Raw genomic sequence first — 26,181 nt, 5'->3', positions numbered from 1 at the left:
AGGTACATTTGTGTGTTTTTATAGACTGTTTGCACTATACAATGCCGCATTTAAGATTTCTGAGCGTTTTTACCCTCTTTTTCATTTTGTTGATACCTGCCACCCTTCGGGCACAATGGTATCCCGACAGGTTACGCACATCGCCGCAGATATCGGAGGCCGACAGCAGCAAGCTGTACCTATCGGTCGATGCGGTTGGTTTCTTCAAGAACAACGAATACTTCAATCCCATAGCCAAAGGGGCTACCCTGCCCGGAACAGAGTTCATACCTAAGATCGGATATCAGTTTAGCGACAAGCTGCGTGCCGAATTGGGTGCGGTGGGCTTGTACTATTCGGGCGACCAGCAAAAAAAAGGGACAACCTACATCAATAGCATCTTTGCCCGTGTGCAGTATGCCATCACACCAAAAATGAATGTCGTTCTGGGCAATCTGTACGGAGGTGTAAACCATCGCCTGATAGAACCCCTTTACCAATGGGAACGCCACTATACGCAACGCCCCGAAAGCGGCTTGCAGTTCCTGTACGACGACGGCAAGCGTTACTTTGCCGATGTGTGGGTAAACTGGGAACGCTTTATAGAGCATGGCGACACGGTTCCCGAAGTGCTTACCTTCGGAGCGTCGGCACGCGCCGTGATAAGCTCGCCGCAGAGCGAACTGAAAGTGAGTGTGCCCTTGCAATTGCTTATTTATCATCAGGGAGGGCAGATAGACCAATCGAAAGAACGAATGATTGTTGCCGGAAATCTGGCAACGGGCATCACTGCCGAAACAACCTTCGGCCGCAGCAACTTTATCCGTAAGGCCACCTTCAGCTTTTATGTGGCGGGCTATTACGATAAGCTGCCCGATAAGTCGTTGCGCCCTTACGACAGCGGCTTCGGTATTTATCCTGTGATGAGGCTCGATGCCAAGCGTTTCTCGTTTATGATGGGCTATTGGTATGCGCGGCATTTTTACGCTTTTCAAGGCGAACCGCTTTTCTCGTCGTTCAACCTGCTTTATCCCGGCAAAACCTTGCCTAAGCGCAGTTTGCTCACAACCAAGCTGGCGTATTCGTATCCGGTGCGCAAAGAAGTTTCGTTGGGTGCGCACATAGAGGCTTATACCGACATGAACGCGGGGCGGGTAGATTACAGCATGGGTGTGTATTTGCGGCTGAACGGTAACTTCACTTTGGCAAGGACAAAGATTAAATAAGCACAACGAGAAAAACAATTAAACCTTTTTTATAATACGAATATAAAAAACACAAAAGATGATGAACACTTCTACTTCTGCACAACAACCTACGGGCGAATCGCCCAAAAAAAAGTTACACGTCAGCCTCCTGCTTGTGGCGGGCTTTGTGTTTGTGGCGAGTTTTGCGATGGGCATAGCGCAACTGATGGGGCTGGGCTTAGGTCATTTATTGGGCTTGGGTACACTCGGGAAAAATTTTATTGAAGAAGTTATGGTGACCTCGACGGGAGGTCTCAATTTAGAGATGCAAACGCTGTCGACCGTGTTTTCGGTGGCAGGGGTTTTAGGGGTTATATACTTGTTTTGGTGTGTAATAGAGCAAAAGAAAATTAAGGATTTAGGCTTCGCCCTGAAAGGTCATAAATGGGATTTTGTATGGGGGTCGCTTTTTGCTACGGGCTTGATGCTGTTGGGCTTTGGCATCCTGTTGGCGATGGGGCAGATAGAGGTGGTGTCGGTTCAGGTAAACGTGGGCAGTTTGTTGCTTGCTTTGCTGATGTTTGCCGCCGTGTCGTTCAACGAAGAAATCATATGCCGCGGATATATGCTTGGTATGCTGATGGGCTCTACCAACCGTTTCGCGGCCTTAGCCATATCATCGTTTGTGTTTGCCACGATGCACGCCTTCAATCCCAATATGGGCTTTTTGCCCATGCTCAACCTTTTCATCGCGGGGCTGATGCTGGGCGTGACTTACATCTACACACGCAACCTGTGGTTCCCGATAGGGTTGCACCTCTTCTGGAACTTTGTGCAAGGGCCTGTGTGCGGATACAATGTGAGTGGAACGCTCACCGAGTCGGTCTTTAAACTCAAATATCCTACGCAGAATGCTATAAACGGCGGTAGCTTCGGGTTCGAAGGTTCGGTTGTATGCTCGCTCATAATGCTGGTTTTTGTGGCATCCGTAATTTTTTATTACGAACGCAAAAAAAGCCCCGAAAGGATATAAGCCCCAAAGCACGGCAACAATTTTCAGGCTGAAATTTATTAACTATAAAATATGAAAAAACTAACTTTTACACTTTGTTTATTACTTGCCTTTTGCAGTGTTTGGGCAAAACAGGCAGTTGACTTTACGGACGGTGACGGCTCGGAATCTAATCCTTATCAAATAACCAACCGTCAACAGTTGGAAAGCCTGAAGTATTATCTGGGCGAAGAGCATGGAGACCTGCACTTCCGTTTGATGAACGATATTGACCTGAGTGGCGAATTCTGGGCACCGATAGGGCAGCCCGATACGTTAGATTTTACGAATACTTTTTGCGGAAAATTGCATGGAGGTGGTTTCAAAATCAAGAATATACGCATCAACCTGTCGTCCAACGCGGACGATTACTGCTTTGCCGGCCTCTTTGGGGCATTGTATGCCGGCGCGTACATTGACAGCCTGCATATAATAGGAGGCAACATACAGGGTGGCGGCAAGCACTATTCGTACACAGGGGCAATAGCCGGGTATGTGTCTACCAAACCTCAAGTGGGTAGCGATGTTAATATTTACGCTTGCGGCAGCAGCGCGGAGGTATTTGGCGGTTCGGCAGGCCTCACTTATACAGGTGGAATAGTGGGTAAAGGCGCGAACTACAGTCCCGGAAGAGTTTCGTTAACGATAAGCAACTGCACCAACAATGGCCAGGTATGGGGTGGAATAGACTCATACAGCGCATCGTACACCGGAGGAATAGTGGGCGAGGCTTCGGGCTTTGGCATCAACTCGGGTACGGCAGCCGTTGCGATAGAAGGCTGTATAAATATCGGCATGGTGACAGGCGGAGAGGCTTATTCTTCGTTTACGGGCGGTATCGCGGGTTATAGCGAGGCGGCAGGATTTAAAACAGCTTCGGGCACGGTAAGCTTTACAGATTGCAACAACATAGGCGCGGTTATCAGTTCAAAAGGAAATACCCTTTGCACGGGCGGTATTTTGGGTTATGGCAATAGTTTCAGAGGCGGTTCCAGAGTTTCGGGACTGATAGAAATGGAAAGGTGTTGCAACTCCGGCTCAATCCGAACGGGAGTAGACCGCGAAGAGTCGTTTGCCGGCGGTATCTTGGGTTACGGTTATGCTGCCGCTGCCGATAATCTGGAAGGGGTGGTTATTCACCTCAACGATTGCTACAATCATAACGAAATGACAGTTAAAGAGGAAAATAGCTATGCCGGAGGATTGGCGGGCTATTTCACATTCGATGGAGCAACCCCTACCGTAACAATCGAAAACAGCTATGCCGGAGGTGATATCTTCGTTGACGGAGCAAATGTAGGCGGCTTGGTTGGTTATATCAATAATACAATAGGTGCGGCTACCATACAGAACTGCGTGGCGGCACAGGCATATATAGAAGGTAGAGAAACTTCCCGTATTTTGGGTTGCGACATACCCGCCGGCGTTACCCTAAAGAACAACTATGCCAACGAAGCGATGCTCGTAAATGGGCAAACAATAACAAGTACCGATGCTGCAAGTGGGGACGGAGCCGACAAACCTATGAGCGAACTTTACACTCAAGCTGCTTATACGGCTATAGGTTGGGACTTTTCGGGTACGTGGGCTGTGCGCAGCGATAATCGTGCCTTGCCTTATTTTCAGTGGCAGAGCGCACCGGTGGTTATTGACGGATGGCAATCGGCAGATGTAACCCTTAACCTGATATCTGCATCCGAACGGGTGGAAGTTTATAAAGAAGGTACAGCAGAACTGATAGGCGTTTTCAATGGCTTGCAAGCCGGCGATAATATCTTGCAGTTGAAAGGAGTGAAAGAGGGCGATGTCCTTACCTTCATCAATTATGAGACAGGCAAACCAGCTTCGTATGGCGTTCGTGGCATTGCGGAGGGAACTTCTTCCATAACAGAAGACGGTAGCCATCCGGCAGGCATCACTGTGTATCCGAATGTATTGAACAGTGGCGAAGAAGTCCGCATCCTATCGGCAGAACCGCTGGCAACCACGGCACGGCTCTACAATGTGTCGGGGCAATTGTTGCAAACGGTACAATTGAAGGGCACACAGGCAACGTTACGCGTCGAAGAACCTCAGGGCGTGTACCTGCTTGTGATAAACGGACAGGCAGTGAAGCTTGTGGTACGATAAAAAATATAGATACATCTGATTTTTTTCTTCTTCAGAAAAATAAGACAACCTGCCTGAGTTTCTTTTGAGTATTCAGGCAGGTTTTTATTTAAACATTTGTTTTTGAAAAATTGATTTGTTTTTATGAATTTTATAAAACATCTTTGTGTTTTAAACACAATTATTCAGAAATAAAGCTATGAAAAAATTAACCATTACCCTTTGCCTGTTGCTCACCTTTTGCGGTCTAATAGCAAACGATTTTGCGGGTGGCGACGGTTCGGAATCTAATCCTTACCAAATAACCAATCGCCAACAACTCGAAAACCTGAACAACTATCTGGGGCTTTCGAACAAGGGTGTACACTTCCGTTTGATGAACGATATTGACCTGAGTGGCGAAAACTGGACACCGATAGGAGCGTCTGACAATATTTTTGATTCATATAAATTTTTTCGAGGTAGTTTGCATGGGGGCGGACATAAAATCAAAAATATGAATATTGATCTACCGACCTCTACCAGCGATTACTCTTTTGCCGGACTGTTTAGCGGCTTGTTTAGCGGTGCATATATTGATAGTCTGCATATTGACGGAGGCTCTATAAAGTGTGTTGATAGACAATATTCTCACGTTGGTAGTATAGCTGGATTTATATATAATACCTATTTCAGCCAAACAACAACTATCCATGCATGTAGTAATAGTAGTAAAATTACAGGAGGGTGTTTTATAGGAGGAATTGTTGGTACTGTGTATACTTTTATAAAGAGGCCAAGTATGGCTACTGTCACAATAAGTAAATGTAGCAACAGGGGAGTAATTGTAGGACATGCAACATCTTCTTATCCTATCTATATTGGAGGTGTATTGGGTGCTGCTCATAATACTTCTTACCAGTTAGATGGATACAGAGGAATTGTTTTGGATGAATGTTATAATACGGGAACGATCATTGTTGAGGAAGAGGATAACAGTGAACGGATTTATATAGGGGGAATTGTTGCCCTCGGAGAAGTTAATACGTTATCGTCGGCACTATTAAATGTACTCCATATAAAAAATTGTTACAACTATGGTGATATATTGACCAATGCTTTTGATTGTTGTATAGGAGGGATAGCTGGTTTTCTGGTTAATGGATTAGAGGAAAGCAAAAAAAGAAACTCCACAACAATGATAGAAAACTGTTATGCTGCCGGTAATATATCAGCAGGTAGCTTACATGCGCATATAGGAGGGGTGACTGGGGCGATAGTAAGCCAAGAAGGAATGCTTACTATTCAAAACAGTATTGCTACTATGGATAGTATAAAAGCTGAAGAAAGTAGTATAGGTCGTATCTTAGGGCTTTATGATAATGATAATCTTATTTTGTTTAACAATTATGCCAACGAAGCGATGCTCGTAAATGGGCAAACAATAACAAGTACCGATGCTGCAAGTGGGGACGGAGCCGACAAACCTATGAGCGAACTTTACACTCAAGCTGCTTATACGGCTATGGGTTGGGACTTTTCGGGTACGTGGGCTGTGCGCAGCGATAATCGTGCCTTGCCTTATTTCCAGTGGCAGAGCGTACCGGTGGTTATCGGCGGATGGCAATCGGCAGATGTAACCCTTAACCTGATAACTGCATCCGAACGGGTGGAAGTTTATAAAAACGGTATGGCAGAACTGATAGGTGTTTTCAACGGCTTGCAAGCCGGCAATAATATCTTACAGTTGAAAGGAGTAACAGAGGGCGATGTCCTTACCTTCGTCAATTATGAGACAGGCAAACCAGCTTCGTATGGTGTTCGTGGCATTGCGGAGGGAACTTCTTCCATAACAGAAGACGGTAGCCATCCGGCAGGCATCAATGTGTATCCGAGTGTATTGAACAGTGGCGAAGAAGTTCGCATCCTATCGGCAGAACCGCTGGCAACTACGGCACGGCTCTACAATGTGTCGGGGCAATTGTTGCAAACTGTACAATTGAATGGCACACAGGCAACGTTACGCGTCGAAGAACCTCAAGGCGTGTATCTGCTTGTGGTAAACGGACAGGCAGTGAAGCTTGTGGTACGATAAAACAAAAAAGCGTGTACGGTTGTTTCAAAAAATAAAACAACTATGACAACAATAAAACTGAAACGAGTATATGATGACCCTGAAGCTGGCGACGGTTTCAGGGTTTTTGTAGACCGCCTATGGCCTCGTGGGGTGAAAAAAGAAGCCTTACACTACGATATGTGGGCAAAAAACATTGCACCCTCGGCCGATTTACGCAAATGGTTTCATCAGAATACCGATAATAACTGGACGGAGTTCGTGGCGAGATATAGGGCCGAGCTGAATCTGTCGGCAGCGGTTAAAGACTTTATAGCTACGGCAAGTGGCTACGATGTGGTGACCTTGCTTTACGCATCGAAGAATGCCACACGCAACCATGCTCTGGTGCTGAAAGATTTTATCGAAGAGCATATTTAGTTACAGGGCATACAGAAATAACAAGAGGGTGTCCCAAAAGTAAATTTTGATTTCTTTTTGTCATTCTGACCGTAGGGAAGAATCTCTTTTGAGGGAAGAGATGTTTCACTATCGTTCAACATGACAATCAGAGAATATCAATTTGATAGCATCAATCTACTTTTAGGACACCCTCTTTTATACGATGTTGTATTATTTATCCATCTTGATTTTCCACTTGCCGTCTTTCTTTATGTACGAAGTATCTTTTGTGTCTTCCGAACCGTCTCCGTAAATAACTTTGGTGCTAACGGTGGCTGTAAGCCCGTCTTCGGCAATATCTTCGTTTACTATTTCGAAGCTTTTTATTCCGCCTTTGGCTTCCGCGCCTTGTTTAGCTTTGGCTGCGAATGCTGCGATGACCTGAGCTTTTTCTTCGGCCGACTTGTCGTTGTCTTTGTCGTATCCGTCCATGTTGCTAATCATTGTTTCTACGGCTTTTTCAAAATCGCCTTTTTGCATCTGGTTGTAGATAGCTTTTTCGATTCCTGCCGGAGAGTTGTCGCTACAACTTGCAAACAACAAAGCAATAACCGCTATTGCCAAAAAATTGAATACTTTTTTCATAATGTACTTTTTTTTAAAGGATTAAACTTTGATAAATTTAGAATTTGTATATTAATTGTAAGTCTTGGTTTGTATAAATATCCGACGGGAGAATGTATAAACCCGAATATAGGGGCACGTTCAGGTCGCTTCGTTTGCCGGAAGTTATATCCCTGCCTGCCTGTTGGTATGCGTACCAAACCAACTGGGTGCAATACATCTGCGTGGTGTCGGCAAGGCGATAATCGTGGTCGAACAAGATACCTTTTTGCAGCAACCGCAGGGCTTGTTGGGCGGCTGTTTTTCCCGAACCATTGTTGCGTAATCGGTAAACAGCGCCGTTCTTGGCTCTGTCAGTGGCCCAGAATTGGCTTAAATCCTCAATTTTTATTCTGTCTACATTTTCGTCTGCTTCTCTCTCTCCGGGAGTAATGTGAACAACTCTGAAAACAGAATCCTGCACAACTACAATGCCCACATGGCTGTATATCCCCAGTGTATCGACATGAAGCACGGCCCGTGTTTTTGTGCCTAAGCCTTTGCGAAATACCAAATCGCCTTCGGCCAAGGGGATATTATCCCATTCCACATCTTGCTTTTGCTGCGAACAAGCACATAGTACGAGTATGATAAACAGAACAGTGTACTTCTTCACTATCGGGACGAGGTATTAAAATTTATTGCGGGGATAAATATATACATATGTTTCGTGATATCAAATATTTTTAACTTTTTAGCCAATAATATCAAAAATAAAGCCCAAGCACCGCAATGCGATACTCAGGCTTTAGGGGTCTCTAAAAAAACTAAGATGAAAAAAACTGGTTTTTACGGGTGTCCTCCCGGGCCGCCACCGGGGCCACCGCCGCTTGCTCCGACGTTGGTAACTCTCGATGTGGTACTTGTGGTGAATGTCGTTGCCGATGTTCCGGGGGTGTATGTACCGCTTGTGTACAGTCCTTGGAAGTCTTGGGCATCGTCGCTCATAGTTCCGTTTTTGTATATTGTATAACCTGTTCCTTGGGCAATATGGGGTGTGCTGATGAGCATAGTCATCGAGTTGTATGCACGAGGCACTTTTACCGATACGATTTCCGCTGCGTCCGAACCGCGCAGGTGGAACATCTGTCCGGCTGTTACGCCCGATGTGCTATAAACAACGGTTTGTTGTGTGCATAGGTTCGATGTGGGGGTGCTGGTTGCTCCACCCGTGCCTATCAGTATGCCGCCTGTTATCTTGAAGGCGTTTTGGTCGCAGTCGAAACCTTCTTCGGGGGCGGTTGTGCCCGACGAGAACACTATTCCGCCGGTAATGGTGAGTGTTCCGTTCGAGTCTATGCCATCGTTCGTGGCGCTGTAACTATATACCTTCCCGCCGTTTATTTGTATGTGGTTGGAGGCGTTGATGGCATCGTCGTAAGCGTTTATAACTATCGTTCCGTCGTTGATGGTAAGCGTGTCTTTGCTTTCCAGTCCTTCGGCTTCGGTGCGCGATGTTTGTATGGTGATGTATCCGCCGTCGATGGTGAGGTTGCCATCGCTTTTTATGGCTTTGGCGGCGGTGTCGTTATCGCGGTCGTACACATATTGGTTTCCGGTGGTGACAACCGAGATGTTTCCGCCTTTAACGTGCAGCGTACCGTCTACGTTGATGCCCTTGCCGCCCGAACCCGAACTGTTGATGCCGATGTTTCCGTTCTCAATGAGCAGGTTGCCGTCGCACTTGATGCCTGCCGATGAGCTTGTGTCGGCATCGTCGGTGTCGTAATAAGCGTTTCCTGTTGTTTGCAGCGTAATGTTGCCGCTGCCGATGGTTACATCGCCTTTCGATTTGATGGCCTTCGATGCGTCGCCCGTAACGGTAACATCAATCGTTCCGCCCGCTACCTCGATGTAAGGCGATAGGTCTGTGCCCTTGTACGATGTTTTCAACCCGTCGCCTACGGCATTGACGTTGATTGTTCCCCCGTTTATTTCTATGTATCCTTCTTCCACCTCAAGGGCGTCGCCCTCGGAGGTAATGGTGAGCGTACCACCATCCATGCGGAAGTAATCGTTGCAGTGCAGCCCGTCTTTGGCGGCGCCGGTCACGATGATGTTGCCGCTTTTTATGCGTATGTAGTCGTCGCTGCAAATGGCATGTTTATAATAAGCTTGCAGATTGAGGGTTCCTTGGCCTTTAAAATTGAGTTGCCCTTCGCTGAAGAAGGTCGATTTCTCGTCTTCGCCGTCGGGCGTGGCAGTATATTTCGCGCCATCAGTGAGGCAACTTGTGGTTCCGTCTATGAGGGTGACCGTCACTTTCTTGCCCGATTGTATGTTGATGGCTGCTCCGTTGGGGTTTGTTATTTCCACTGCGTTGAGGGCGAGTTCGAACTTATAGTCGCTATAAATTTTGAACATGCCCTCGGGCGTTGTTCCGTTGAGCAGATATCTGACTTGTTTGTCGGCGATGGTGGAAGTCACCGTTACGCGTGCTCCGTCTGCCTCTACCTCCACTCCTTGCCCTGCCAACGGGTTCACAATACTGGCAGTGCCATTGGAGTAAGTGATGGAAACAACATCGTGGCGCCAGAAGGTGATGCTGTCTACCTCGGCAAGCGACAGGCTGGCTGTTGTTTGGTCTGTCTTGACGATATACAGGTTGGCCGCATCCTGACTGAAGCGCAGGCTGTCTACTTCGGCAATGCGGAAGGGCGTCACCGTTTGGTCTGTTTTATAAACATAGAGGCTGTCTTGCGCAAAGAGCGTTATGCCAAAAATCAGGCATATGATGAGTGATAATGTCTTTTTCATAATTTTCGGAATTTAAATACCTGATTGTTCACTTTCAGCAGATAAAGCCCTGACGGCAAGCTGCCGACGTCTATCGCATCGGATGCCGAATGCAGAACGGTGGAGAGGATCGCCATTCCGTTGGCAGTATATATTTTAACGTTGTAGTCAGCGTCATCGGGCAGCCCGTTCAGGCGGATATAACCGGCTGCGGGATTGGGATATACATAAGCTTCGGGAGTTGCCTGCGCAACATCTGTTTCGATGCCTGCCGAAACAGACTCGGCAAACTTTAGCGACACGGTCGATTGTATGGGCGTAAGGCTGCTTGTTCCGTCCATGTCGTGAATTTCGATATTGGTGTCTGTGAATGTTATTTTCCGCAGGGACGAAAGCCCGAAGGTGCTTTCCCTTCCATCGCTGTTTTTGACAATCAGCTGTGTTTGCGCATGGAGCGTCACTGTTGCGATTGCCAGAAACGCCATTAGTAGAAATAATTTTTGCTTCATATGCTTTTTTATGTTTTGTTAAGAATATCAGCAAAATAATGAATAAGAAGGACGGAAAACAAAAACAATCGACAGAAACCCCCAAACAATCGACAAATAGTTGGCCTAAGCTTTTCCGGTTGGAATCAACTCAAAACTGAAAGTAGATAAACGATTGCTGCCCACCGGAGTATAAGAACACAAGGAGAGCTACCGCATAGTAGAAAATCCAGCGCAAGAATCTCGATTTCACCTTGCCGCCGATGGCTTCTATGGCATAGTTGTTTTCCCTGCCCAACCATTCGATGACAATAAAAACCACAACTAAAACAAAGATAGCGAGCGAATACTGTTGAGGCACGGCAAATAACCGGGCGGTGAATATTCCTTTTATATAGTTTAAGGCATGCTCCATGCTGGAGGCGCGAAAAAATATCCAAGCAAAAGCCGCCAAAGCAAAAGTCAGCACCAACTGACCTGTTTCGCTGAGCGAAGGCAGCAATTTGCCTTGCGCCACCACATCCAAGTGCCGGCGGTTGCGCTTCGTGACAACGGAAGGCATTATATACAAGGCGTGCAGCCCGCCCCAAACTATGAACGTCCAGTTGGCTCCGTGCCAGAATCCGCTTACCAAAAAGATAATGAATGTGTTGCGTATGGTTATTGCCATCCCTCGGCGACTGCCGCCCAGCGGAATGTAAAGATAGTCTTTGAACCACGAGGAGAGCGATATGTGCCACCGCCGCCAGAATTCGGCTATATCGCGCGAGAAGTAAGGAAAGTTGAAGTTCTTGAGCAGGTCGAAACCCAACAAACGAGCCGAACCCAGAGCAATGTCGGAATACCCCGAAAAATCGCCGTATATCTGCATCGTGAAAAACAACGCCCCCACAACAAGCGTGCTGCCGCTGTACATGTGGCTGTTGTTGAATATCTCGTCGGCAAACATGGCGCATTGGTCGGCAATAACAACTTTCTTAAACAGCCCCCAGAGTATCTGCCGCAGCCCGTCTATGGCTTTGTGGTAATCAAAACTACGTGGTTTTTCTATCTGTGGCAACAGGTGCGTGGCTCGCTCTATGGGGCCTGCCACCAAAAGCGGGAAGAAAGCCACGAAAAGACTGTACGAAACAACGCTCTTTGTGGGCGTGATGCGCCGGTAGTAAATATCGAACACGTACGACAGCCCATGAAAAGTATAGAACGATATGCCCACCGGCAAAACGATACTAAGCGTGGTGAGGTGGGGCGTGAAGCCGATTGCAGAAATAAGTCCGGCAAACGATTCGATGAAAAAATTGTAATATTTGAAGAAACCCAGAAATGCCAGATTCACGACCGTGCCCACAACGAGCCACGTCTTTCGCCACACCTGCCTTTTGGCATTGTGTATGTACGTGCCCGCCATGTAGCAAAGGAGGGTCGAAAACGCCAGCAGAAAGAGGAAACGCCAATCCCAACAGCCGTAAAACACATAGCTGGCAACGAGCAGCATTACGTTCTGTTTCTTATAATCGTTCTTTAGCAAAAACCAGTAGATTATAAAAACAAACGGCAAAAACAGGGCGTATTGCAGCGAATTAAAAAACATGCGGTGTGTGGCAATTATTTAGCTAAACAAAGGTAATTTTTATGCGCAATGAACCAAAATAAATTTTAAATTGTTAAAAAGGAAGAAGTAGTTTTGCTGCGAAAGGTGTCTGTGTTTTATCTTTACGAGATTGGTTGATGCTTCATGCCGTCAGCATGACAAAAAAAGACGACAACAAAAGGTGTATGCTAAATTTAAGGTTTGTGTTATGAAAAAATTTTTACTGTTGTTTTTGTTGGCTCTTGTTGTTGTTTCGTGCGACGATAATAAGGAAAACGTGGTGAAAGGCCGTTGGAAGGCAACCCACACACAGCCCACCGGCGAAGGCGGGCATTATGAGTTTTATGTGGAATTTTCGGACGACAACCGTTTTTCGAACTACAGCCGATATATACACCCCAACGGAAAAACGGACTATAACGACATAGCCTACTACCTGCGTGATGTACCCTATACCATCGAAGAAGATTACCTGTACTTTCAGTGGATGTTTCCCGGCTCTGATATAAGGACTTTCAGAGTGATGTACTATCGCGATGGAGACCACCTCACCCTGCAATACATGGACGAACCCTTCCGGCAGGAACTGCCGTCCGTCTATAAAAAAGAGAAATAACGGGGCGGCAAGGCAGCCTTCAGTAGCGGAGGCTTTCGCCCTCAAAAAGAATGCGGCGTGTGGTAGCCACTATGCGCTCCAAAACGCGGTCGCCATACTGCGCGCGGATTTCCCGCACACCCAAGTTAGTGGTCGCTATTACGAGTTTGCCTTGCTTCTCGGCGGCGTCCATCACCTCGGCAAAGGCCATGCGCTTGTTTCCGTACGTGTTGCAAAGACCTTCGGTTCCGATGTCGTCTATCGAAACGATGTGCCGCAGAAGCACCTCGTCGAGCTTCATGTTCATCTCCTGAGCTTCGTACACCGTCACCACTTTCTGATAATGCTGCAACAGCAGGGCCGGCAGCACATACCTCCCCAGCAGGGTTTTGCCTCGTCCGCAATTGCCATAGAGGAACAATCCCCGCCCACGGTTATCTTGCAGCCATTGGCATACCTCGTCGTATTCGGGCAACCAAACAGGCTCGCGGGCTTCGGCTTTCAGAAAAAAACGGAGTGCCTGTTCCATTTTTGCTTGTGCATCGGCAATGTGTATCCGTACTTTTGGGGCGGGTAGTTTCATTCCGTGGCGTTGCATTTCGGCGCAAACGCCATCGAGCGATGGGGTGGTTATCGTTTCCATATGATTGTTATTGTTTGGTTACTGTTTTTTTTTGAATCAACTTGTAGTGCCTTTAGAAAATAAAAGCTCGCTATCTGTCATCCTGAATGCAATGAAGGATCTATAATAAAAAGTACAAAGATTCTTCCCTACGGTCAGAATGACAGATGCTATAAAATATTTATAATAAGTTATTTTTTTGTCATGTTGAACGATAGTGAAACATCTCTTCTGTGTGTGTCAAAAAGAGATTCTTCCCTATGGTCAGAATGACAGATATGACATAAACTCTCTAAATGTACCACGGTTTGAATCAGTATAAAAAATGGTTCTTTAAGTTTTAATTTTGATACGAAATCTTGTTGTGATTGCTTCTTGCCTAACGGTTTTTTACTTGTCAAGCAGATGCCTATTCCTTTTTGTTTTCCTTACATAAAACGAAGGATCTTTATAAAAAGTACAGAGATTCTTCACTTTAATTGGGTTGCATTACTGTTTTGATATATCCTTTTTTATAATAGATGATTTTTTGTCCGAAATTTCACTTTTGGAATAGAATAAAAATGATGCTGTAAAGATTTTTTTTAACTTTGTTCGTACAGAAGGGCAAAGCGTTGCCCCAAAAAAATTTACATAATCATGCTTATTCTCTTAAACTAAGAAAACTGGTAATTTTTTAAATCACGAGAGATGGGTACTGCTTATGCCTCTAAAGGCGTGGGCTTGCTTGTCTTGTGATTTTGGGTATACCAGTGCCTCTTAGTTTGAGCGAGTGAGTTCCACGTCCTTTTTTATAAATCGCATGAAAAAATCGAACTCAAACAAAACTTTCGCAATCTGCCTGTTGGCTGTCTGGGCTGTGATAACCGCAGTCTTGTTTATAGGTCTGTTTCTTGAATACGCTTTTGTGGCGAGGTTTATCGTTCCGTTTTTGTTGCTTGTGTTTTTGGTTCTGTTGGGTGTTTACGCAAGACGGCTTTGGCGCGCTTGCACCAAAGAGGGCGAAACCCTAAAGCGGCTCAACGGTGAGTTGGATTCGGCATTGCGCCAGATGCGCAGACTACAAACCGAAACCAAACAAAAAGAACTCGTTTGGAGCCAATTGTTGGGCTTGCGCAAAGATTTTCCCGAAAAAGCCTGATTCGCTCTACATTTTTACAGTGCTTTTTGCAAGATGTAATCCTGTCCGTATATCCAAAGGGTGTTTCCGTCGTTTTTTGTGCGGAACAGCACTTGGCGGCTCTGGGTTTGTGTGCCTGTGTAAAAATGGGGGTCGGGGGTGTACAGAACCACGTTCTTGTCCAGAATCCTGTATCGTGCCATCCATCGCGAAGAATCGGGGACGGAGGTCTGCCCGTTGGCGTCTACCGTGTATTGCGACATTCGCAGGGAATATACATCGAGCGAGTCGTTGTACGAGAAGAATTCTATGATGTGCTTTCCGCCACCTTCGTCCGATGAACTTTCCCACCGCCCGGTGAGGTCTACCTCATCAGCCGAACTGCTGCACGATGTGCATAATACTACGGCAAAGGTCAACACAAAGGCGACTAATATCAGCGTTTTATGGTTTGTGAGTTTATACATGTGAGTTTAATTTTACATTCATTGATTCTCTGTTTGTTTTGCTTCAAAAATACAATAAATATTGTAAACCGCCCACAGGGCAGGGCTTAGAATTTCTGGTACTTGTGGTCGTTGCTGAAAGGCGTTTCCTTGGGTTTGCCCCGTACGGCGGGTGGCGTGGCGTTGAGCCATGCGGGACAACTGTCGGCAGCGGCTTTCCAATCGGTCATGGCATTGCGCCCCACCATCCAGTTCTTGCTTTTGTAGAAGCTTACGAAGCGTTCGGCAAGTTTTTTGGAATCGGCTTGCGGCAGATTTTTTTCGTTGGTGAAGTATTTTTCGACCGCCGCTTTGGTTGGTGGAGTGAATGCCCGTTGTTTGTTTTTGGGTTTTGTAGCTGCTGTTTTTTTTGTGACTGCGGTTTTGCCCGTTTTCTCGGTTTTGCCCGTTTTCTCGGTTTTGGCTTTGAGGCTTGTGGTTGCCTGCGCGGAGGCTACGGTTTGCGTATAGCTGGCCGGTGGAGGCGTAAGGGTATAAACCGTGTTTTGGTATCGGGATGTACCGCTGCGATAGGTGAGCAGCCCGCAGTCGCGCAATCGCCGGCGTGCCCTCGCCAAAGCGGGTTCCGAAATGCCTATTTCGCCACAGATGAAACGGTTTGAGTGGTTGAACGGATTTTTCCACCCCAGCGAATTGCAAGTGTCGAGCAGCTTAAAATAGAGTTGGGTTTCGGTCGGGGTGAACGAATGCTCTTTGTTCAGCCGCCAGAAGTGGTTTATCAGTTCAATATAGTTCATGCTGTGTCGGTTTGATGGTTTTGTTCGTTTTAAAAGTTAGGGTGGGGGCTGTCTTTTTGTAGGGACAGCCCCCTCATGGTTTTGAAAAAAAAAGTTTGTGCGTGTGTAGTTTGTGTGTTAAAAAAAGAAGTCGGCTTCAATCGGCCATGTAAAAGCGTTTTCGCCCTTCGTTCAAGCGGCGGAGTACTTGTTTTATGCTCTTGCCTTCGGCAATTTCGATGATGGTGTTTTTGTTGATGCGTATGCGTTTCATGGGTGGTTGATTTTGTTTCAGAGTGTTGATTGTTATTTGTCCTTGCTCGCGCATATCGCGCAGTTCGGCTTCCGAAAAATATTCATATACTGTGCTCATAATGTTTCTATGTTGTTTTAAAGTGTTGGTTACTAAATTCGTGGTGGATTTATCCATTTTGTCATCTTGAGTGCAACGAAGTATCTTGAATGAAAAAATACAGAGATTCTTCGCTTTGCTCAGAAACAACGTTCGAGGAGCGTAGGCGACTCAATGATAAATGCTGTAAGGTGTTTATAATAAGTTGTTTGATATAAACTCTTTAAATGCACCACAGAAGGTTACTAATGTTTTTTGCTGTTGGTTTTTGTGTTTTCAAGATGTCAAAGAACTATTGCCCTACCGCGCAAGGGCGAGGCTGTATGGGTGTGTGTTTGTGTAAAAGCCTTATGCCGACAGTTGCTCGCAAGCTATTTGCCGGGCTTGTGCCAGCAGGGGGATGCGGTGTGCGTCGAGGCATTCTATTTCTTCTGTCAGCCTGTGGCGAAGCGCTTCTTCAAGTTCGTCGAGGGCATCCAAGCGGTGAGTCATGGCATAGAGGTGTAGCAGGCGGGTTTCGTCGTCGTCCTTAATCACTTCGGCCTCTATTATGAATTCGGGTTTCGAGAGTTCAACCGTTTGCACTTTTGCAAACCATGCATCGAGCTGTTTTACCTCGTCAATCAGCTCTGAAACAATAGATTCCACGTCGGCATAAGTGCCTGTGAGAGCTATGAAAAGCTGCTTGTTTTGTTCCGTTTTTTGCGCAAGAATAGCCATGAGTCAATATTTTACTGACCTGAAAATTTGTTTTCTATCTCTTAAAAAATTCAGAAGAATGGAGCGTGTGTCAAAAGCCGATTGATGGTATCAAATTGATATACTCTACTGTCATGTTGAACGATAGTGAAACATCTTTTCCTGTAAAAGGAGATTCTTCCCTACGGTGCAGAAGGACAAAAAGAGATTAAAATTTACTATTGATACACCCTCTTGGGTACGGTATGCCCCGCGCCCGTGTGTTCTTACCATCTGCCCGATGCAAGACGGTGATTTACGGGGAAAAGCATTTTAGAATACTTATAATTTTTTAATATACAATATGTTGTGTTTTAGATTGTTTTGCATATATTTGTAATATCGAAGTAATAATTAATAGCATAGTCTATTTGTTGTATTGTAAATAAAGTGATGTACACCTGATTTTTATCTGATGTGTGCTTTGGTTCCCGTTCAAGGGGGTGATAAATACCCTTGATGACTTCTCTGTTTAAAACACAATGCTGTCATGAAAAAATCTTTTTGCTGTTTGTTCGGCAAACGATTTGGCATAATGTGATATGAAAGAACAATAAAACACCGCAAGCACTTGTAAAACCCCGATGTTATGAAACTTATAACTGCAACTCTGTTTACAGAGATTACCGCCGAAGGGCATAAGAACCTTGAGAGCATACTAAAAAAACTGATACCCGAGGGGTACAAAATCAAGGAGATTATCTCTACCAAAATCGAGTCGTCGCCTACGTTGAGCCGTCTTGTGCGTAAAAACAGGTTGGTAGTGAAGGTTTTGCTTGAGACTAACGACGATGCCGAAGAAGACAATACGCTTTCGTTTAAGTTTTACTCTTTTTCTTAGTAAACAGTCTTCTCAAAGCATTGGGAACGGTCGTTGAAGTGCTCTTGTTTTCAGTTTGCTTTCAGGTGGATTAAGATTCAACCTGCCCGTATCGTAAAGATACGCTTGGTATTATAGTTTAAAAGCCTTGCCCGGGAGCAATAGTGGTCACTGCCGGTTGTTGTGTTAGTTTTGCCGGCAGGATTCGGAGCCGAAAGGCGGTTCTGAATTTCAAATGAACATTTACCACTTACGGGCAAGGCCTTTGTATGTTCTTGCGTATTGCCCCGAAAATTGCTTTCTTGCGTTTTATTCACGTTCATAACTATTGTTTTTCTAATGGTTTTGCTATCTTTGCACTCATTGACAGCCCCGTAGGTACGGCAAGCATGTCGGGTGATGATTACAAGACAAAGATATGTTCATTTGATAATTCATGCAAATATTTTGAACATTATTTTGTTCTCAAATGATATTTTTAACATTTGCTCTATGACCGAAAGTAGTATAATAGAACGCATCCTGCTGATAAAAAAAGAGTTAGGTTACGAAACCGATGGAGCCTTTGCCGATGCGGCAAATATCAGCCGTCCTAATTTTTCGCAGATGCTTAACGGAAACCGTACGATAGGCGAAAGTATCATCAATAAGATTTGTGTTCAGATGAACATAAACAAGGAGTGGCTTCTTACCGGCAACGGCAATATGCTCAACCCCACAGCGGCCGATATTCCCGTGCCTGTACCCGCCAATGTGGCCAATGTGCAGTATGTGCCTTTGGTGAGCCAGTATGCCTACGCTGGCTATTTGTGCGGATACAGCGATGCCGATTATATAGACGCCCTGCCCTTGGTTCCCGTATTGGTAGACCACGAGCTGAAGGGACGCTACATGATGTTTGAAGTAAAAGGCGAGAGCATGAACAACGGCACGGAAGAAAGCATACTGGAGGGCGACCGCCTGTTGGGGCGCGAAATAAAACGAGAACTCTGGAAATACAAGCTGCACATCAATAAGTGGGATTTTATTGTAGTGCATCGCACGGAAGGCATTTTGGTGAAGCGCATTACCGAGCACGATACCGAACAGGGCACAATAACCCTGCATTCGCTCAATTCGGAATATGACGACAGGGTGCTGTCGCTCAACGATGTAGCGCAGATTTTTAATGTCATAGAAGTGCATCGCAACCGTCGCCGGTAGTATTTGGCGGTTAGTTTATCAGCGAAGCAGATGCCGCTCCTACCTTTGAAACACACCAGCGAAAAAGATATGTTTCCTTTCGTCAGCATGACAGGAGTGGAAGCTTCCCCTTCCCCTTTGGGGAGGCGGGGTGGGTGTATAATTACACGCTCAACCCCTCCGTCACTACCAAAAAATATTTGGCCTTAACGTTACCCTTATCGCAGGGTAAAGCATGTTCTTGAGTGCATACCACACTGTGCGACAACAATAAACAAAATATAAACATAAATAAAACAAAAGAGAGAGAGGGGATGTTCGGACGAACATCCCCTCTCTGGCACTCACTTTTTTTACAAAAAGGATAATATTGATTCTTTTTTATTTAGAGACGTATACCACCCATTTGTCGGCGTTCACGTTTCCGTTAATGAAATAGTCGTAAGCATAGTCGCTGTATATTTTCTCCTGCGGGGTAAGCAGTTTGATGAGCGAATCGGCTTCGGGCTGCAACTCTTTGTTGAGCCAATCTTTCTTTTCTTTCTTGTTGCGCCCAAAAATTGAATAGATTTCAACCACTCGCTTCACGTTTGTAGAAAGTGCCTGCGGACGTTCGGCGGTGCTGATGTCGGTCACCGTGAAATCCATTGCGGGCAGGGTTTTTGTGGCTGCCGTGTCGTTTTTGTACGAGATTTTGAATCCTATTTGCTCAACAATTCCGTCGAAATACACTTCCGTTCCGTTGGTAAGGTCTTTCACGGTATTGTAGATATGGTCGGTTTTCACCTTTTTGAAAGGGATGCGGCGCGCGTAATAGAAATCTTGGTCCACCTTGCCCGAATCTTTTACGGTGATGGTGAAAGAGAGTATTTTATCGTAGTTTTCCTTAAATTCGAGTTTCAGTTCGTCTTTAATATTAACGTCTTTGATGGTTCCTTTCCAGTTGTTGAACACTACCATCGAGTCGATGAATCCGAGCATTTTTTCTTCGAGTTCAGCCGGTTTCATCTTTCCGTTCAAGCTGGCGTCAATCAGCGAGCAGAAGCGGTTTTGCTCTTCGTTCTGAAACTGGGCGTAGGTTTGAGGCTCTTCCGCCGTTTTTTTGTTGTTGCAGGCCGAAAGTACGCATGCGGCACAGGCAATGGCAAAGATAAGTTTTTTCATATCTGAAATAGTTCTGTTTTAATGAGGTATAAGCGTATTTATTATTGTTCAAGCCAATTTGATAGGTAATAAAAGGAAACCCTGCTGTAATAATCTTTCTGCTCAGCTGGTAGTGTATTTACCTGAGAATCTAATTGTTGCTTAAGTTCTTCATTGTCTAAGTTATTTATATACTCGCAACTGAGATTTATCGCTTTCTTCAGATTTGGAGGTAATTCGGAATTGAGTTTTTCTTGACTTATGTCTGTTACATAAAATTTATAATTGGGTGATGTGGATGCTTCTTCGTACTTATAATCAATTGTATTTCCTTTTTTCTTTATTATTCCATCGAAGAAGACATTCGAATAACCATCAAGCTCTTTTACCTTATTGTACATATAGTTGTTCTTAAGGCTATCGGCATATATAAACTCTGAATGGTATAGTGTTAAATGAACAAATTCGCTTATCTTAATATTTATTTTAAATGAAAGTTCTTTAAATTTAGAACCTTCGTAATATCGGTCTGTTAGTTCAATATCTGTTATCCATCCAATCCAGTTGGTCAATACTTTTACAGAGTCCATATACGAAAGTACGTTTTGGTCGAATTGTTGTTGTATATCGGCTTTTTTTATTTCGTTATATGTTTCATTTATAGCGCAGCTATTTACATAAAGTTTTCGGACAAATTCGTTCTGTTCTTTATTACCGTATTCGAAATAAGGCTTTCTGTTTATATTAGAACAAGACAGTAAACAACAAGAAATGATAAATAAAAAAGTTAGTTTTTTCATATCTGAAATAGTTCTGTTTTTTGTTTCAGAACAAAAGTAAGTAAAAAAGAAATATTCCAGAGTTTTTTACTGTAAAGAGTTTTCATCGGCTCTTGGAAAGTTCGCCTATTTTTTGTATATTAGAACATACCACAAACTATACACATTTTTTATAAACTTAACACAAACACAAATAATAGTATGGCAAAGAAAACAAAGCAGGAAGTGCTTATTGATATCAAGGTGCAGTACAAATCTGCAATAGAGGGCATGGCCGAATGTCAGGCAAAAATAAAGGCTTTGAAAAATCAGATCAAAGATTTGAAAGACACTTTTCAGAACGATAAGTCGTCCGAAAGCTATAAAAAATCGCTAAAGATGCTTAATGTGGAGGTAAAAGCGGCACAAGAACAAATGAAGATGTATGAAAAAGCGATTATGGGCAGCATTCTATCCGAAACGGCACACGAAAGCAGTTTAAATAGTTTGCGTTCAAAATTAGTAAGTACCACAAAAGAGTTTGATAATTTAAGTAAAGCAGAGCGCGAAAGCGCAAAAGGAACGGCTCTCTTAACTAAAATGAAAAACTTGCAATTGGAAATAAATAAAGCCGAAAAAGCGAGTAAGGATTTACAAACTAATCTGGGAAGTTACAAAAATATAGACAGTGGCTTAATGGAACTGTTGAAAGCTGTGAATCCACAGGTTGGAACGTTGGTAGAGAAAATTCAGTCGTCGGAAATTGCTACAAATCTTTTGGGGAAGGCGCAAAACAATTTAGCTAAGTCGTTTGGATTAAGCAAAGCGGCTGCTGGTGGGCTTGCGCAGATTGGTTTAGTTATTCTGTCAATGATAGTCTCGTCCTTGATTGAAAAATACAAGGAATGGAGAGAGGAGCAGGAAAAAATAGCACAACAAGCCCGCCTCGTAAAAGAAAATGTGAATGAAGCAATGTTGGATGGAGCTAAAAATGCTAAAAAAGAACAAGTAGAATTGAGATTGCTTTATAAAGCAACGCAAAATGTAAATAAATCGAATGAAGAAAGGTTGGCCGCGGCTAAAGAACTCCAAAGAAGGTATCCCAAGTATTTTGAAAATATGTCTACCGAAGAAATTTTAGCAGGTAAAGGAGCCACAGCATACGATAATTTAACGAAATCTATTCTTAAGACTGCAAGGGCAAGAGCTGCTGCAGATAAGATTGTCCAGAACGAGATTAAAATACTTGAGTTAGAAGAAAAGCGAACAAATTTATTGGCGAAAAAAAAGGAAGCAGAAGATGCGGCTAAAGTCACAAAAGGAAGAAATTCAACAAACAATGTACCTATACCTTCGTTTGGACTTGCTAATGCTGCTGCTTCAACATCTGCGCTAATAGAAAATAAATCTAAAGATGATGCAGTAGAACGGTATAATAAGTTAATTAAAAGTCTAAATATTGATATCCAGTTATATAAAGACGCAAATAAAAAACTTGAAAAGTCAATAGATAATGCCAATGTCATATTTAAAGAAGGTCCAGTAGAAGATGAAAAACCAACAACACCTTATTCATCTTCAGGTGATTTGACCAAAGAGGAAGAAGCCCGAAGAATGAAAACTATTCAGGAAACAACAGAATACGAGATAAACCAAAAAGCTAAGGCCGCAAGAGAAATAGCAGATGACGAAAATAAGAGTTATGAAGAGAGGGTTGCTTCACTGATAGAATTTTATGCACAACAAGAATTATTGACTCGAGAGCAGGAAGCGGCAATCTTACTCGATACAGAACTAACTGCTGAAGAAATAAGCTTGATAAAACAAAAATCGAAGGATAAACAAATAGAACTTCAGAAAAACTCTAATAAAGAATTGGCGGATTTATTAGACCAACACACCCAAAAAGAGAAAGAGCGAGTCAGAATTGATGTTGAAAATAAGCTTGCTACTGTAAAGAAAGGCTCGGAAGAAGAACTGACGCTGAAATTGCAGCAATTGGAAGCCCAACGTTTGGCCGAAGTAGAAGCAGCCAAAAAAACAGGGGCAGATGTTGAAGCAATTAATGAAAAATACAGGAAGCAGGAAGTTCAGGCGCGTGAAACTCATAATGCAACCCTCAACAATCAGCGTCAGATTGAGTGGCAAAACCAGATAATGCAGGCTCAGCTTGATGGACAGGATACGCTCACCATGAGAATAGAGCAAAAAAAAGCTGAGATAAATAGTCTGCGTCAGTTGGAGGACGAAACGGACGTCGAATACATGAATAGAAAGCTGCAATTAGAGCAAGAAAAGGAAGCTCTTGAAAAAGAAGCCACAGCAAAACGTTACGAAAACTTACAAAAAACATTCGACGGCATTAAAGCTGTAGGGGCAGGGCTTGAAGATTTGTTTGGCGCTTGGGCAGAAGAAAGTGCGGCAATGGCTTCGTTCAATAAGGCAATGGCACTGTTTAATATTGGAGTAGCTTCGGCTGAGGCAATAGCCAATGCGGTAAAAGCAGCGAAAGGTGGAACAGCGTTCGATTATGTAGCTCAAATAGGTGTTGCCGTTGGTGCGGTTATGACTAATGTTGCCAAGGCAAAGAAATTGCTGAATTCAGAAAAAGCACCCAAAGCTTCAACAAAATCGGCAGATACCCAGAAAAAAGCCGAAGGAGGTTTGATAACGGGCCCCGGTTCGGGAACATCGGACGACATTCCGGCTATGTTGAGCAATGGCGAAAGTGTGCTTACGGCAAGGGCTACGTCTATGTTTTCGCCTATTTTGTCGGCTTTCAACCAGTTGGGTGGCGGTGTGCCTTTCTCAACGGGACAGGTGTCGGCTCAGGTGATGGGCGAGGAGATGTTGGCACGGGCTTTTTCGAGGGCGGTGGCACAGATGCCCAACCCCGTAGTGTCGGTCGAGGAGATTAACAATACCGATGCTCGTGTTCAGGTGGTAGACAACTACCGGGCTTTGTAAAAAAAACAGAAAACCTTTGCAAGTTTTGCTGCAAAATAAGTTCAGCGAAACTTGCAAAATAGCCCGAAAATCGTTATATTAGATCATATACACAAACACACAAAAATAAGCACACACACAACACAGTATGAAAGTATTTGAAGCACTTACCTTTGCCCGTCCTTTAGTTGAAAGCATTCTGCAAGCCGGAGCCAATCCGAAGGATGTACAGTATCTGGAGATGTATTCCGAATACCTTCGCCTTGAGGGAGAAGGGCACAAAAAAGTATATATCGCAGCCGTTCTTTCGGACGAATACGATATTACCGAACGTACGTTTTACGATATCATAAAACGTCTTGGACGCGATTTAAACTAACAAAGAATCGTAGAGCAAATATCCGCTCAGCAATATCATTACAACCGCTGTAACCACTACCGCCCAGAGGAATGTCTGACGGCTACGGGTGCGGCGGTTGTTGTTGCGTTCGGACACGAAGTTTGCAATAGCCAATATGGCACTCAGTATAGCAACGATAAGTGCTATCTCGGTTTTAGGGAATCCAAAATAGTTGGAAATAAAATACAGTGCAATAAGAATCACTGAAACCAGGGTATATAAAATACAGGTTCTCATAACACGATTGTGTATTATCAACATTCTTTAAGTTTGTTTTATTTGCCTTATTTATTTACAATTCTTTTTTTTAACCAAGCAAGAGCGATTCCCTCTTGCAAACACGTATCAACTCCGTAACAATCAAAAAAACAGAAGAGGAATCAAATCCAAAAAATCTTATAGATAGCTTCGCAAGCTTCGGCTTCGGTATCGAAAATATCAACGATGGTGCGCTCCCCATCTTCGTCGCAAAAGAAAACTTCCCACTTATTATTATCTTGAAACATGTTCAGGGCACTGTTTTTAAGTGTTCCGTCGAACGAGTATGCCGTTTCTTTAATTCCGAGCGAGTCTAACTTTTCTTCCAGCGTTTTCGTATCCATCAATTAAGTCAGAATGATTCAAGGTGCAAGGTAATAAAATTATTGATAAAGAATGGTGTTTGAAGCCCAAAAATCAGAAAAATAAAACTTTTCATTAATTGCTCTTCTGCTCTGGGTAACTGCAACCGCATTTCAGCATTCAGCTCCTTTTTGTTTCCTTTTATTTATGTGTTTGGTGTGTAATATGTTGTTTATTATACTGTTATACACTGAAAACGGATTGCAGTGCTTAGAGGTTGCATTATTCGTTTTGCGGATTGTTTTTTCGTAAATTAGAACAGGTTCAAGAAGAAAAGGGCCTTCCACACAAACACAAAATTACAATGATAGAAATTAATGGAATAATCGGAAACGAGAAAGGAGAGGTTTCGCTCCTTTCGGTTATCGAACAGGTAGAGAAAGAAAACGCCGGCGGAATTCACGTCAAAATTAACTCGGTGGGCGGCGATTTGGATGTCGGCTTTTCTATCTACAACTACCTCAAGAACCTCAACCGTGAGGTTACCACAGAGTGTGTCGAGAATTGTGCTTCGGCAGCTTCCATTATCTTCCTTGCAGGTACGCGCCGCATAGCGGGTTGCCCAATCATGATTCACAATCCTTTCGTGGACGGGGTGTCGGGCGACAGTGCAGACCTTCGCACCATTGCCGACTGGATTGAGCAAAAGGAACTGCAAGCCGAAGGTATCTATGCCGAACGCACACGCCTCGACCGTAAAACCCTCTCGGCGTTGATGGAAACCGAAAGCTACATCTCGCAAACACAAGCCGTTGCAATGGGGTTCGCAACGGAGGCAAAGCACATAGCTTTTGCACGCTATAACCAGAGCCCCGATTTATTAACACATAACAAAACAAAACGAAAAAAAATGGCAAAATCATTTATTGCAGGGCTGCTTGGCAGACGCGGCAGCCGTAGCAGAGTGAGGTCGTATATGTTAGACCTTACAACAGTCGATGGGCTGACGCTGTTTGTAGACCGCACTGAGGGCGAACCTCAGATTGGCGACACAGCCGAGCCTGATGGCGAATTTGCGATGCCCGACGGACGCATCATAGTGGTAGAAGGCGGAGTTATCACCGACATCGTAGAGGCATCGGCCGAAGGCGATGAGAAAGAAACAGCCGCTCCAGCCACAGGCGACCAGTTTTCGGCTATCGAAGCCGCCTTGCAAGAGGCTCTCGACGAAATTCAGCTTCTGAAGGAACAGTTAGCCACCGCTAAAGCTTTGGCCAAGAGCCAAGACGATATCCGCATACTGAACGCCGTTAAGATTGCAGGCGGCGCAGGCAAACTGCTGAAAGGATACCGTTCGGTTTACAAACCATCGGGGCGTGCCGGCAACAATGCCCGTATGACTTATCGCAAAGAAAGCCTCGTATCTAAAAAACTGGCCGAAGAAAAAGAAAAACGGGGATTCAAATAAGTAATCGTTACACTTC

At 44.4% G+C, this 26,181-nt stretch carries 27 protein-coding genes; 12 read left to right on the top strand and 15 right to left on the bottom strand.

The window, feature by feature from the left end; translation table 11 throughout:
- Positions 1 to 41: 41 nt before the first annotated feature.
- The 5 genes from M2132_RS04100 to M2132_RS04080 all read left to right on the top strand — a co-directional run bounded on the left by M2132_RS04100 (position 42) and on the right by M2132_RS04080 (position 6,799).
- On the top strand, positions 42 to 1,205 hold the full coding sequence (locus tag M2132_RS04100; RefSeq protein WP_280671615.1) for a hypothetical protein: 1,164 nt from the start codon (positions 42 to 44) through the stop codon (positions 1,203 to 1,205).
- A 58-nt stretch (positions 1,206 to 1,263) separates the two neighbouring features.
- Positions 1,264 to 2,199 (top strand): CPBP family intramembrane glutamic endopeptidase, encoded by a 936-nt coding sequence (locus tag M2132_RS04095; RefSeq protein WP_280671617.1) that lies wholly within the window; start codon positions 1,264 to 1,266, stop codon positions 2,197 to 2,199.
- Positions 2,200 to 2,250: 51 nt separating this feature from the next.
- Positions 2,251 to 4,347: a T9SS type A sorting domain-containing protein gene (locus tag M2132_RS04090; RefSeq protein ID WP_280671619.1), complete on the top strand. Its 2,097-nt coding sequence runs from the start codon at positions 2,251 to 2,253 to the stop codon at positions 4,345 to 4,347.
- 178 nt (positions 4,348 to 4,525) lie between these two features.
- Positions 4,526 to 6,400: a T9SS type A sorting domain-containing protein gene (locus tag M2132_RS04085; RefSeq protein ID WP_280671621.1), complete on the top strand. Its 1,875-nt coding sequence runs from the start codon at positions 4,526 to 4,528 to the stop codon at positions 6,398 to 6,400.
- Between the two features lie 42 nt (positions 6,401 to 6,442).
- Positions 6,443 to 6,799 carry a DUF488 domain-containing protein gene (locus tag M2132_RS04080; RefSeq protein ID WP_280671623.1) on the top strand — a complete coding sequence of 119 codons (357 nt, stop codon included), beginning with the start codon at positions 6,443 to 6,445 and terminating at the stop codon, positions 6,797 to 6,799.
- Between the two features lie 192 nt (positions 6,800 to 6,991).
- On the opposite strand, the gene M2132_RS04075 is transcribed toward M2132_RS04080, so the two are convergent.
- From M2132_RS04075 to M2132_RS04055, 5 genes are all read right to left on the bottom strand, one after another.
- Positions 6,992 to 7,405: a DUF4878 domain-containing protein gene (locus tag M2132_RS04075; protein ID WP_280671625.1), complete on the bottom strand. Its 414-nt coding sequence runs from the start codon at positions 7,403 to 7,405 to the stop codon at positions 6,992 to 6,994.
- A gap of 37 nt (positions 7,406 to 7,442) precedes the next feature.
- Complete coding sequence (locus M2132_RS04070) at positions 7,443 to 8,039, bottom strand: YiiX/YebB-like N1pC/P60 family cysteine hydrolase (RefSeq protein WP_280671627.1); 597 nt, start codon at positions 8,037 to 8,039, stop codon at positions 7,443 to 7,445.
- 173 nt (positions 8,040 to 8,212) lie between these two features.
- Positions 8,213 to 10,180: a carbohydrate-binding domain-containing protein gene (locus M2132_RS04065; RefSeq protein ID WP_280671629.1), complete on the bottom strand. Its 1,968-nt coding sequence runs from the start codon at positions 10,178 to 10,180 to the stop codon at positions 8,213 to 8,215.
- Positions 10,177 to 10,668 (bottom strand): T9SS type A sorting domain-containing protein, encoded by a 492-nt coding sequence (locus M2132_RS04060; protein WP_280671631.1) that lies wholly within the window; start codon positions 10,666 to 10,668, stop codon positions 10,177 to 10,179. Before M2132_RS04060 ends, M2132_RS04065 begins: the two co-directional genes overlap by 4 nt.
- 130 nt (positions 10,669 to 10,798) lie before the next feature.
- Positions 10,799 to 12,238 (bottom strand): MBOAT family protein, encoded by a 1,440-nt coding sequence (locus M2132_RS04055; protein ID WP_280671633.1) that lies wholly within the window; start codon positions 12,236 to 12,238, stop codon positions 10,799 to 10,801.
- Between the two features lie 208 nt (positions 12,239 to 12,446).
- Between M2132_RS04055 and M2132_RS04050 the strand changes: the two genes are divergently transcribed.
- Positions 12,447 to 12,854: a hypothetical protein gene (locus M2132_RS04050; protein WP_280671635.1), complete on the top strand. Its 408-nt coding sequence runs from the start codon at positions 12,447 to 12,449 to the stop codon at positions 12,852 to 12,854.
- A gap of 19 nt (positions 12,855 to 12,873) precedes the next feature.
- Here the strand turns inward: M2132_RS04050 and M2132_RS04045 are convergent, their stop codons facing one another.
- The gene (locus tag M2132_RS04045) at positions 12,874 to 13,476 is read right to left on the bottom strand and encodes a hypothetical protein (RefSeq protein ID WP_280671637.1); all 603 of its coding nucleotides are present in this window, start codon (positions 13,474 to 13,476) and stop codon (positions 12,874 to 12,876) included.
- Between the two features lie 781 nt (positions 13,477 to 14,257).
- Here M2132_RS04045 and M2132_RS04040 point away from each other — a divergent pair.
- Positions 14,258 to 14,596, top strand: a complete 339-nt coding sequence (locus tag M2132_RS04040) for a hypothetical protein (protein ID WP_280671639.1) — start codon at positions 14,258 to 14,260, stop codon at positions 14,594 to 14,596.
- Positions 14,597 to 14,610: 14 nt separating this feature from the next.
- Here the strand turns inward: M2132_RS04040 and M2132_RS04035 are convergent, their stop codons facing one another.
- The 4 genes from M2132_RS04035 to M2132_RS04020 form a co-directional block, all read right to left on the bottom strand.
- Positions 14,611 to 15,042 carry a hypothetical protein gene (locus M2132_RS04035; RefSeq protein WP_280671641.1) on the bottom strand — a complete coding sequence of 144 codons (432 nt, stop codon included), beginning with the start codon at positions 15,040 to 15,042 and terminating at the stop codon, positions 14,611 to 14,613.
- Between the two features lie 86 nt (positions 15,043 to 15,128).
- The gene (locus M2132_RS04030; protein ID WP_280671643.1) at positions 15,129 to 15,818 is read right to left on the bottom strand and encodes a hypothetical protein; all 690 of its coding nucleotides are present in this window, start codon (positions 15,816 to 15,818) and stop codon (positions 15,129 to 15,131) included.
- Between the two features lie 136 nt (positions 15,819 to 15,954).
- Entirely contained in the window at positions 15,955 to 16,170 is a 216-nt protein-coding gene (locus M2132_RS04025) for a hypothetical protein (RefSeq protein WP_280671646.1), read from the bottom strand.
- 327 nt (positions 16,171 to 16,497) lie between these two features.
- A complete protein-coding gene (locus M2132_RS04020) occupies positions 16,498 to 16,869 on the bottom strand; it encodes a hypothetical protein (RefSeq protein ID WP_280671648.1) in 372 nt (123 codons plus the stop codon).
- Between the two features lie 607 nt (positions 16,870 to 17,476).
- Here M2132_RS04020 and M2132_RS04015 point away from each other — a divergent pair.
- A complete protein-coding gene (locus M2132_RS04015) occupies positions 17,477 to 17,728 on the top strand; it encodes a hypothetical protein (protein WP_280671651.1) in 252 nt (83 codons plus the stop codon).
- 77 nt (positions 17,729 to 17,805) lie between these two features.
- On the opposite strand, the gene M2132_RS04010 is transcribed toward M2132_RS04015, so the two are convergent.
- Positions 17,806 to 18,030: a hypothetical protein gene (locus tag M2132_RS04010; protein ID WP_280671653.1), complete on the bottom strand. Its 225-nt coding sequence runs from the start codon at positions 18,028 to 18,030 to the stop codon at positions 17,806 to 17,808.
- Between the two features lie 169 nt (positions 18,031 to 18,199).
- On the opposite strand from M2132_RS04010, the gene M2132_RS04005 reads away from it, so the two are divergent.
- Positions 18,200 to 18,910, top strand: a complete 711-nt coding sequence (locus tag M2132_RS04005; RefSeq protein ID WP_280671655.1) for an XRE family transcriptional regulator — start codon at positions 18,200 to 18,202, stop codon at positions 18,908 to 18,910.
- Positions 18,911 to 19,270: 360 nt separating this feature from the next.
- Here the strand turns inward: M2132_RS04005 and M2132_RS04000 are convergent, their stop codons facing one another.
- The gene (locus M2132_RS04000) at positions 19,271 to 20,053 is read right to left on the bottom strand and encodes a hypothetical protein (RefSeq protein WP_280671657.1); all 783 of its coding nucleotides are present in this window, start codon (positions 20,051 to 20,053) and stop codon (positions 19,271 to 19,273) included.
- Between the two features lie 41 nt (positions 20,054 to 20,094).
- Positions 20,095 to 20,832, bottom strand: a complete 738-nt coding sequence (locus M2132_RS03995) for a hypothetical protein (protein WP_280671659.1) — start codon at positions 20,830 to 20,832, stop codon at positions 20,095 to 20,097.
- 180 nt (positions 20,833 to 21,012) lie between these two features.
- Here M2132_RS03995 and M2132_RS03990 point away from each other — a divergent pair, with 180 nt between their 5' ends.
- Together M2132_RS03990 and M2132_RS03985 are read left to right on the top strand one after the other, a co-directional pair.
- Entirely contained in the window at positions 21,013 to 23,757 is a 2,745-nt protein-coding gene (locus M2132_RS03990; RefSeq protein WP_280671662.1) for a hypothetical protein, read from the top strand.
- Between the two features lie 127 nt (positions 23,758 to 23,884).
- A complete protein-coding gene (locus tag M2132_RS03985; RefSeq protein ID WP_280671664.1) occupies positions 23,885 to 24,115 on the top strand; it encodes a hypothetical protein in 231 nt (76 codons plus the stop codon).
- On the opposite strand, the gene M2132_RS03980 is transcribed toward M2132_RS03985, so the two are convergent.
- Positions 24,107 to 24,373, bottom strand: a complete 267-nt coding sequence (locus M2132_RS03980) for a hypothetical protein (protein WP_280698210.1) — start codon at positions 24,371 to 24,373, stop codon at positions 24,107 to 24,109. The genes M2132_RS03985 and M2132_RS03980 overlap by 9 nt on opposite strands.
- Positions 24,374 to 24,516: 143 nt before the next feature.
- Positions 24,517 to 24,738 carry a hypothetical protein gene (locus M2132_RS03975; RefSeq protein WP_280671668.1) on the bottom strand — a complete coding sequence of 74 codons (222 nt, stop codon included), beginning with the start codon at positions 24,736 to 24,738 and terminating at the stop codon, positions 24,517 to 24,519.
- 323 nt (positions 24,739 to 25,061) lie between these two features.
- Between M2132_RS03975 and M2132_RS03970 the strand changes: the two genes are divergently transcribed.
- Positions 25,062 to 26,165: an ATP-dependent Clp protease proteolytic subunit gene (locus M2132_RS03970; RefSeq protein WP_280671670.1), complete on the top strand. Its 1,104-nt coding sequence runs from the start codon at positions 25,062 to 25,064 to the stop codon at positions 26,163 to 26,165.
- Positions 26,166 to 26,181 lie beyond the last annotated feature (16 nt).

Origin of the sequence: Dysgonomonas sp. PH5-45 (genome assembly GCF_029893235.1) — a bacterium.
Taxonomy (GTDB): Bacteria; Bacteroidota; Bacteroidia; order Bacteroidales; family Dysgonomonadaceae; genus UBA1309.
Note: the sequence above shows the minus strand (reverse complement) of the source record. Positions and strands in the feature narration are given on the sequence as shown.

Excerpts from the sequence above, each read along its gene's own strand:
- M2132_RS03980 (WP_280698210.1), bottom strand. The coding sequence starts at position 24,373 with ATGAGAACCTGTATTTTATATACCCTGGTTTCAGTGATTCTTATTGCA.
- M2132_RS03985 (WP_280671664.1), top strand. The coding sequence starts at position 23,885 with ATGAAAGTATTTGAAGCACTTACCTTTGCCCGTCCTTTAGTTGAAAGC.
- M2132_RS04100 (WP_280671615.1), top strand. The coding sequence starts at position 42 with ATGCCGCATTTAAGATTTCTGAGCGTTTTTACCCTCTTTTTCATTTTG.
- M2132_RS03975 (WP_280671668.1), bottom strand. The coding sequence starts at position 24,738 with ATGGATACGAAAACGCTGGAAGAAAAGTTAGACTCGCTCGGAATTAAA.
- M2132_RS04075 (WP_280671625.1), bottom strand. The coding sequence starts at position 7,405 with ATGAAAAAAGTATTCAATTTTTTGGCAATAGCGGTTATTGCTTTGTTG.
- M2132_RS04095 (WP_280671617.1), top strand. The coding sequence starts at position 1,264 with ATGATGAACACTTCTACTTCTGCACAACAACCTACGGGCGAATCGCCC.
- M2132_RS04025 (WP_280671646.1), bottom strand. The coding sequence starts at position 16,170 with ATGAGCACAGTATATGAATATTTTTCGGAAGCCGAACTGCGCGATATG.
- M2132_RS04005 (WP_280671655.1), top strand. The coding sequence starts at position 18,200 with ATGACCGAAAGTAGTATAATAGAACGCATCCTGCTGATAAAAAAAGAG.
- M2132_RS04040 (WP_280671639.1), top strand. The coding sequence starts at position 14,258 with ATGAAAAAATCGAACTCAAACAAAACTTTCGCAATCTGCCTGTTGGCT.
- M2132_RS04015 (WP_280671651.1), top strand. The coding sequence starts at position 17,477 with ATGAAACTTATAACTGCAACTCTGTTTACAGAGATTACCGCCGAAGGG.
- M2132_RS04010 (WP_280671653.1), bottom strand. The coding sequence starts at position 18,030 with ATGAACGTGAATAAAACGCAAGAAAGCAATTTTCGGGGCAATACGCAA.
- M2132_RS04045 (WP_280671637.1), bottom strand. The coding sequence starts at position 13,476 with ATGGAAACGATAACCACCCCATCGCTCGATGGCGTTTGCGCCGAAATG.
- M2132_RS04000 (WP_280671657.1), bottom strand. The coding sequence starts at position 20,053 with ATGAAAAAACTTATCTTTGCCATTGCCTGTGCCGCATGCGTACTTTCG.
- M2132_RS04060 (WP_280671631.1), bottom strand. The coding sequence starts at position 10,668 with ATGAAGCAAAAATTATTTCTACTAATGGCGTTTCTGGCAATCGCAACA.
- M2132_RS04065 (WP_280671629.1), bottom strand. The coding sequence starts at position 10,180 with ATGAAAAAGACATTATCACTCATCATATGCCTGATTTTTGGCATAACG.
- M2132_RS04030 (WP_280671643.1), bottom strand. The coding sequence starts at position 15,818 with ATGAACTATATTGAACTGATAAACCACTTCTGGCGGCTGAACAAAGAG.
- M2132_RS04050 (WP_280671635.1), top strand. The coding sequence starts at position 12,447 with ATGAAAAAATTTTTACTGTTGTTTTTGTTGGCTCTTGTTGTTGTTTCG.
- M2132_RS04020 (WP_280671648.1), bottom strand. The coding sequence starts at position 16,869 with ATGGCTATTCTTGCGCAAAAAACGGAACAAAACAAGCAGCTTTTCATA.
- M2132_RS04055 (WP_280671633.1), bottom strand. The coding sequence starts at position 12,238 with ATGTTTTTTAATTCGCTGCAATACGCCCTGTTTTTGCCGTTTGTTTTT.
- M2132_RS03990 (WP_280671662.1), top strand. The coding sequence starts at position 21,013 with ATGGCAAAGAAAACAAAGCAGGAAGTGCTTATTGATATCAAGGTGCAG.
- M2132_RS04035 (WP_280671641.1), bottom strand. The coding sequence starts at position 15,042 with ATGTATAAACTCACAAACCATAAAACGCTGATATTAGTCGCCTTTGTG.
- M2132_RS03995 (WP_280671659.1), bottom strand. The coding sequence starts at position 20,832 with ATGAAAAAACTAACTTTTTTATTTATCATTTCTTGTTGTTTACTGTCT.
- M2132_RS04090 (WP_280671619.1), top strand. The coding sequence starts at position 2,251 with ATGAAAAAACTAACTTTTACACTTTGTTTATTACTTGCCTTTTGCAGT.
- M2132_RS04080 (WP_280671623.1), top strand. The coding sequence starts at position 6,443 with ATGACAACAATAAAACTGAAACGAGTATATGATGACCCTGAAGCTGGC.
- M2132_RS03970 (WP_280671670.1), top strand. The coding sequence starts at position 25,062 with ATGATAGAAATTAATGGAATAATCGGAAACGAGAAAGGAGAGGTTTCG.
- M2132_RS04085 (WP_280671621.1), top strand. The coding sequence starts at position 4,526 with ATGAAAAAATTAACCATTACCCTTTGCCTGTTGCTCACCTTTTGCGGT.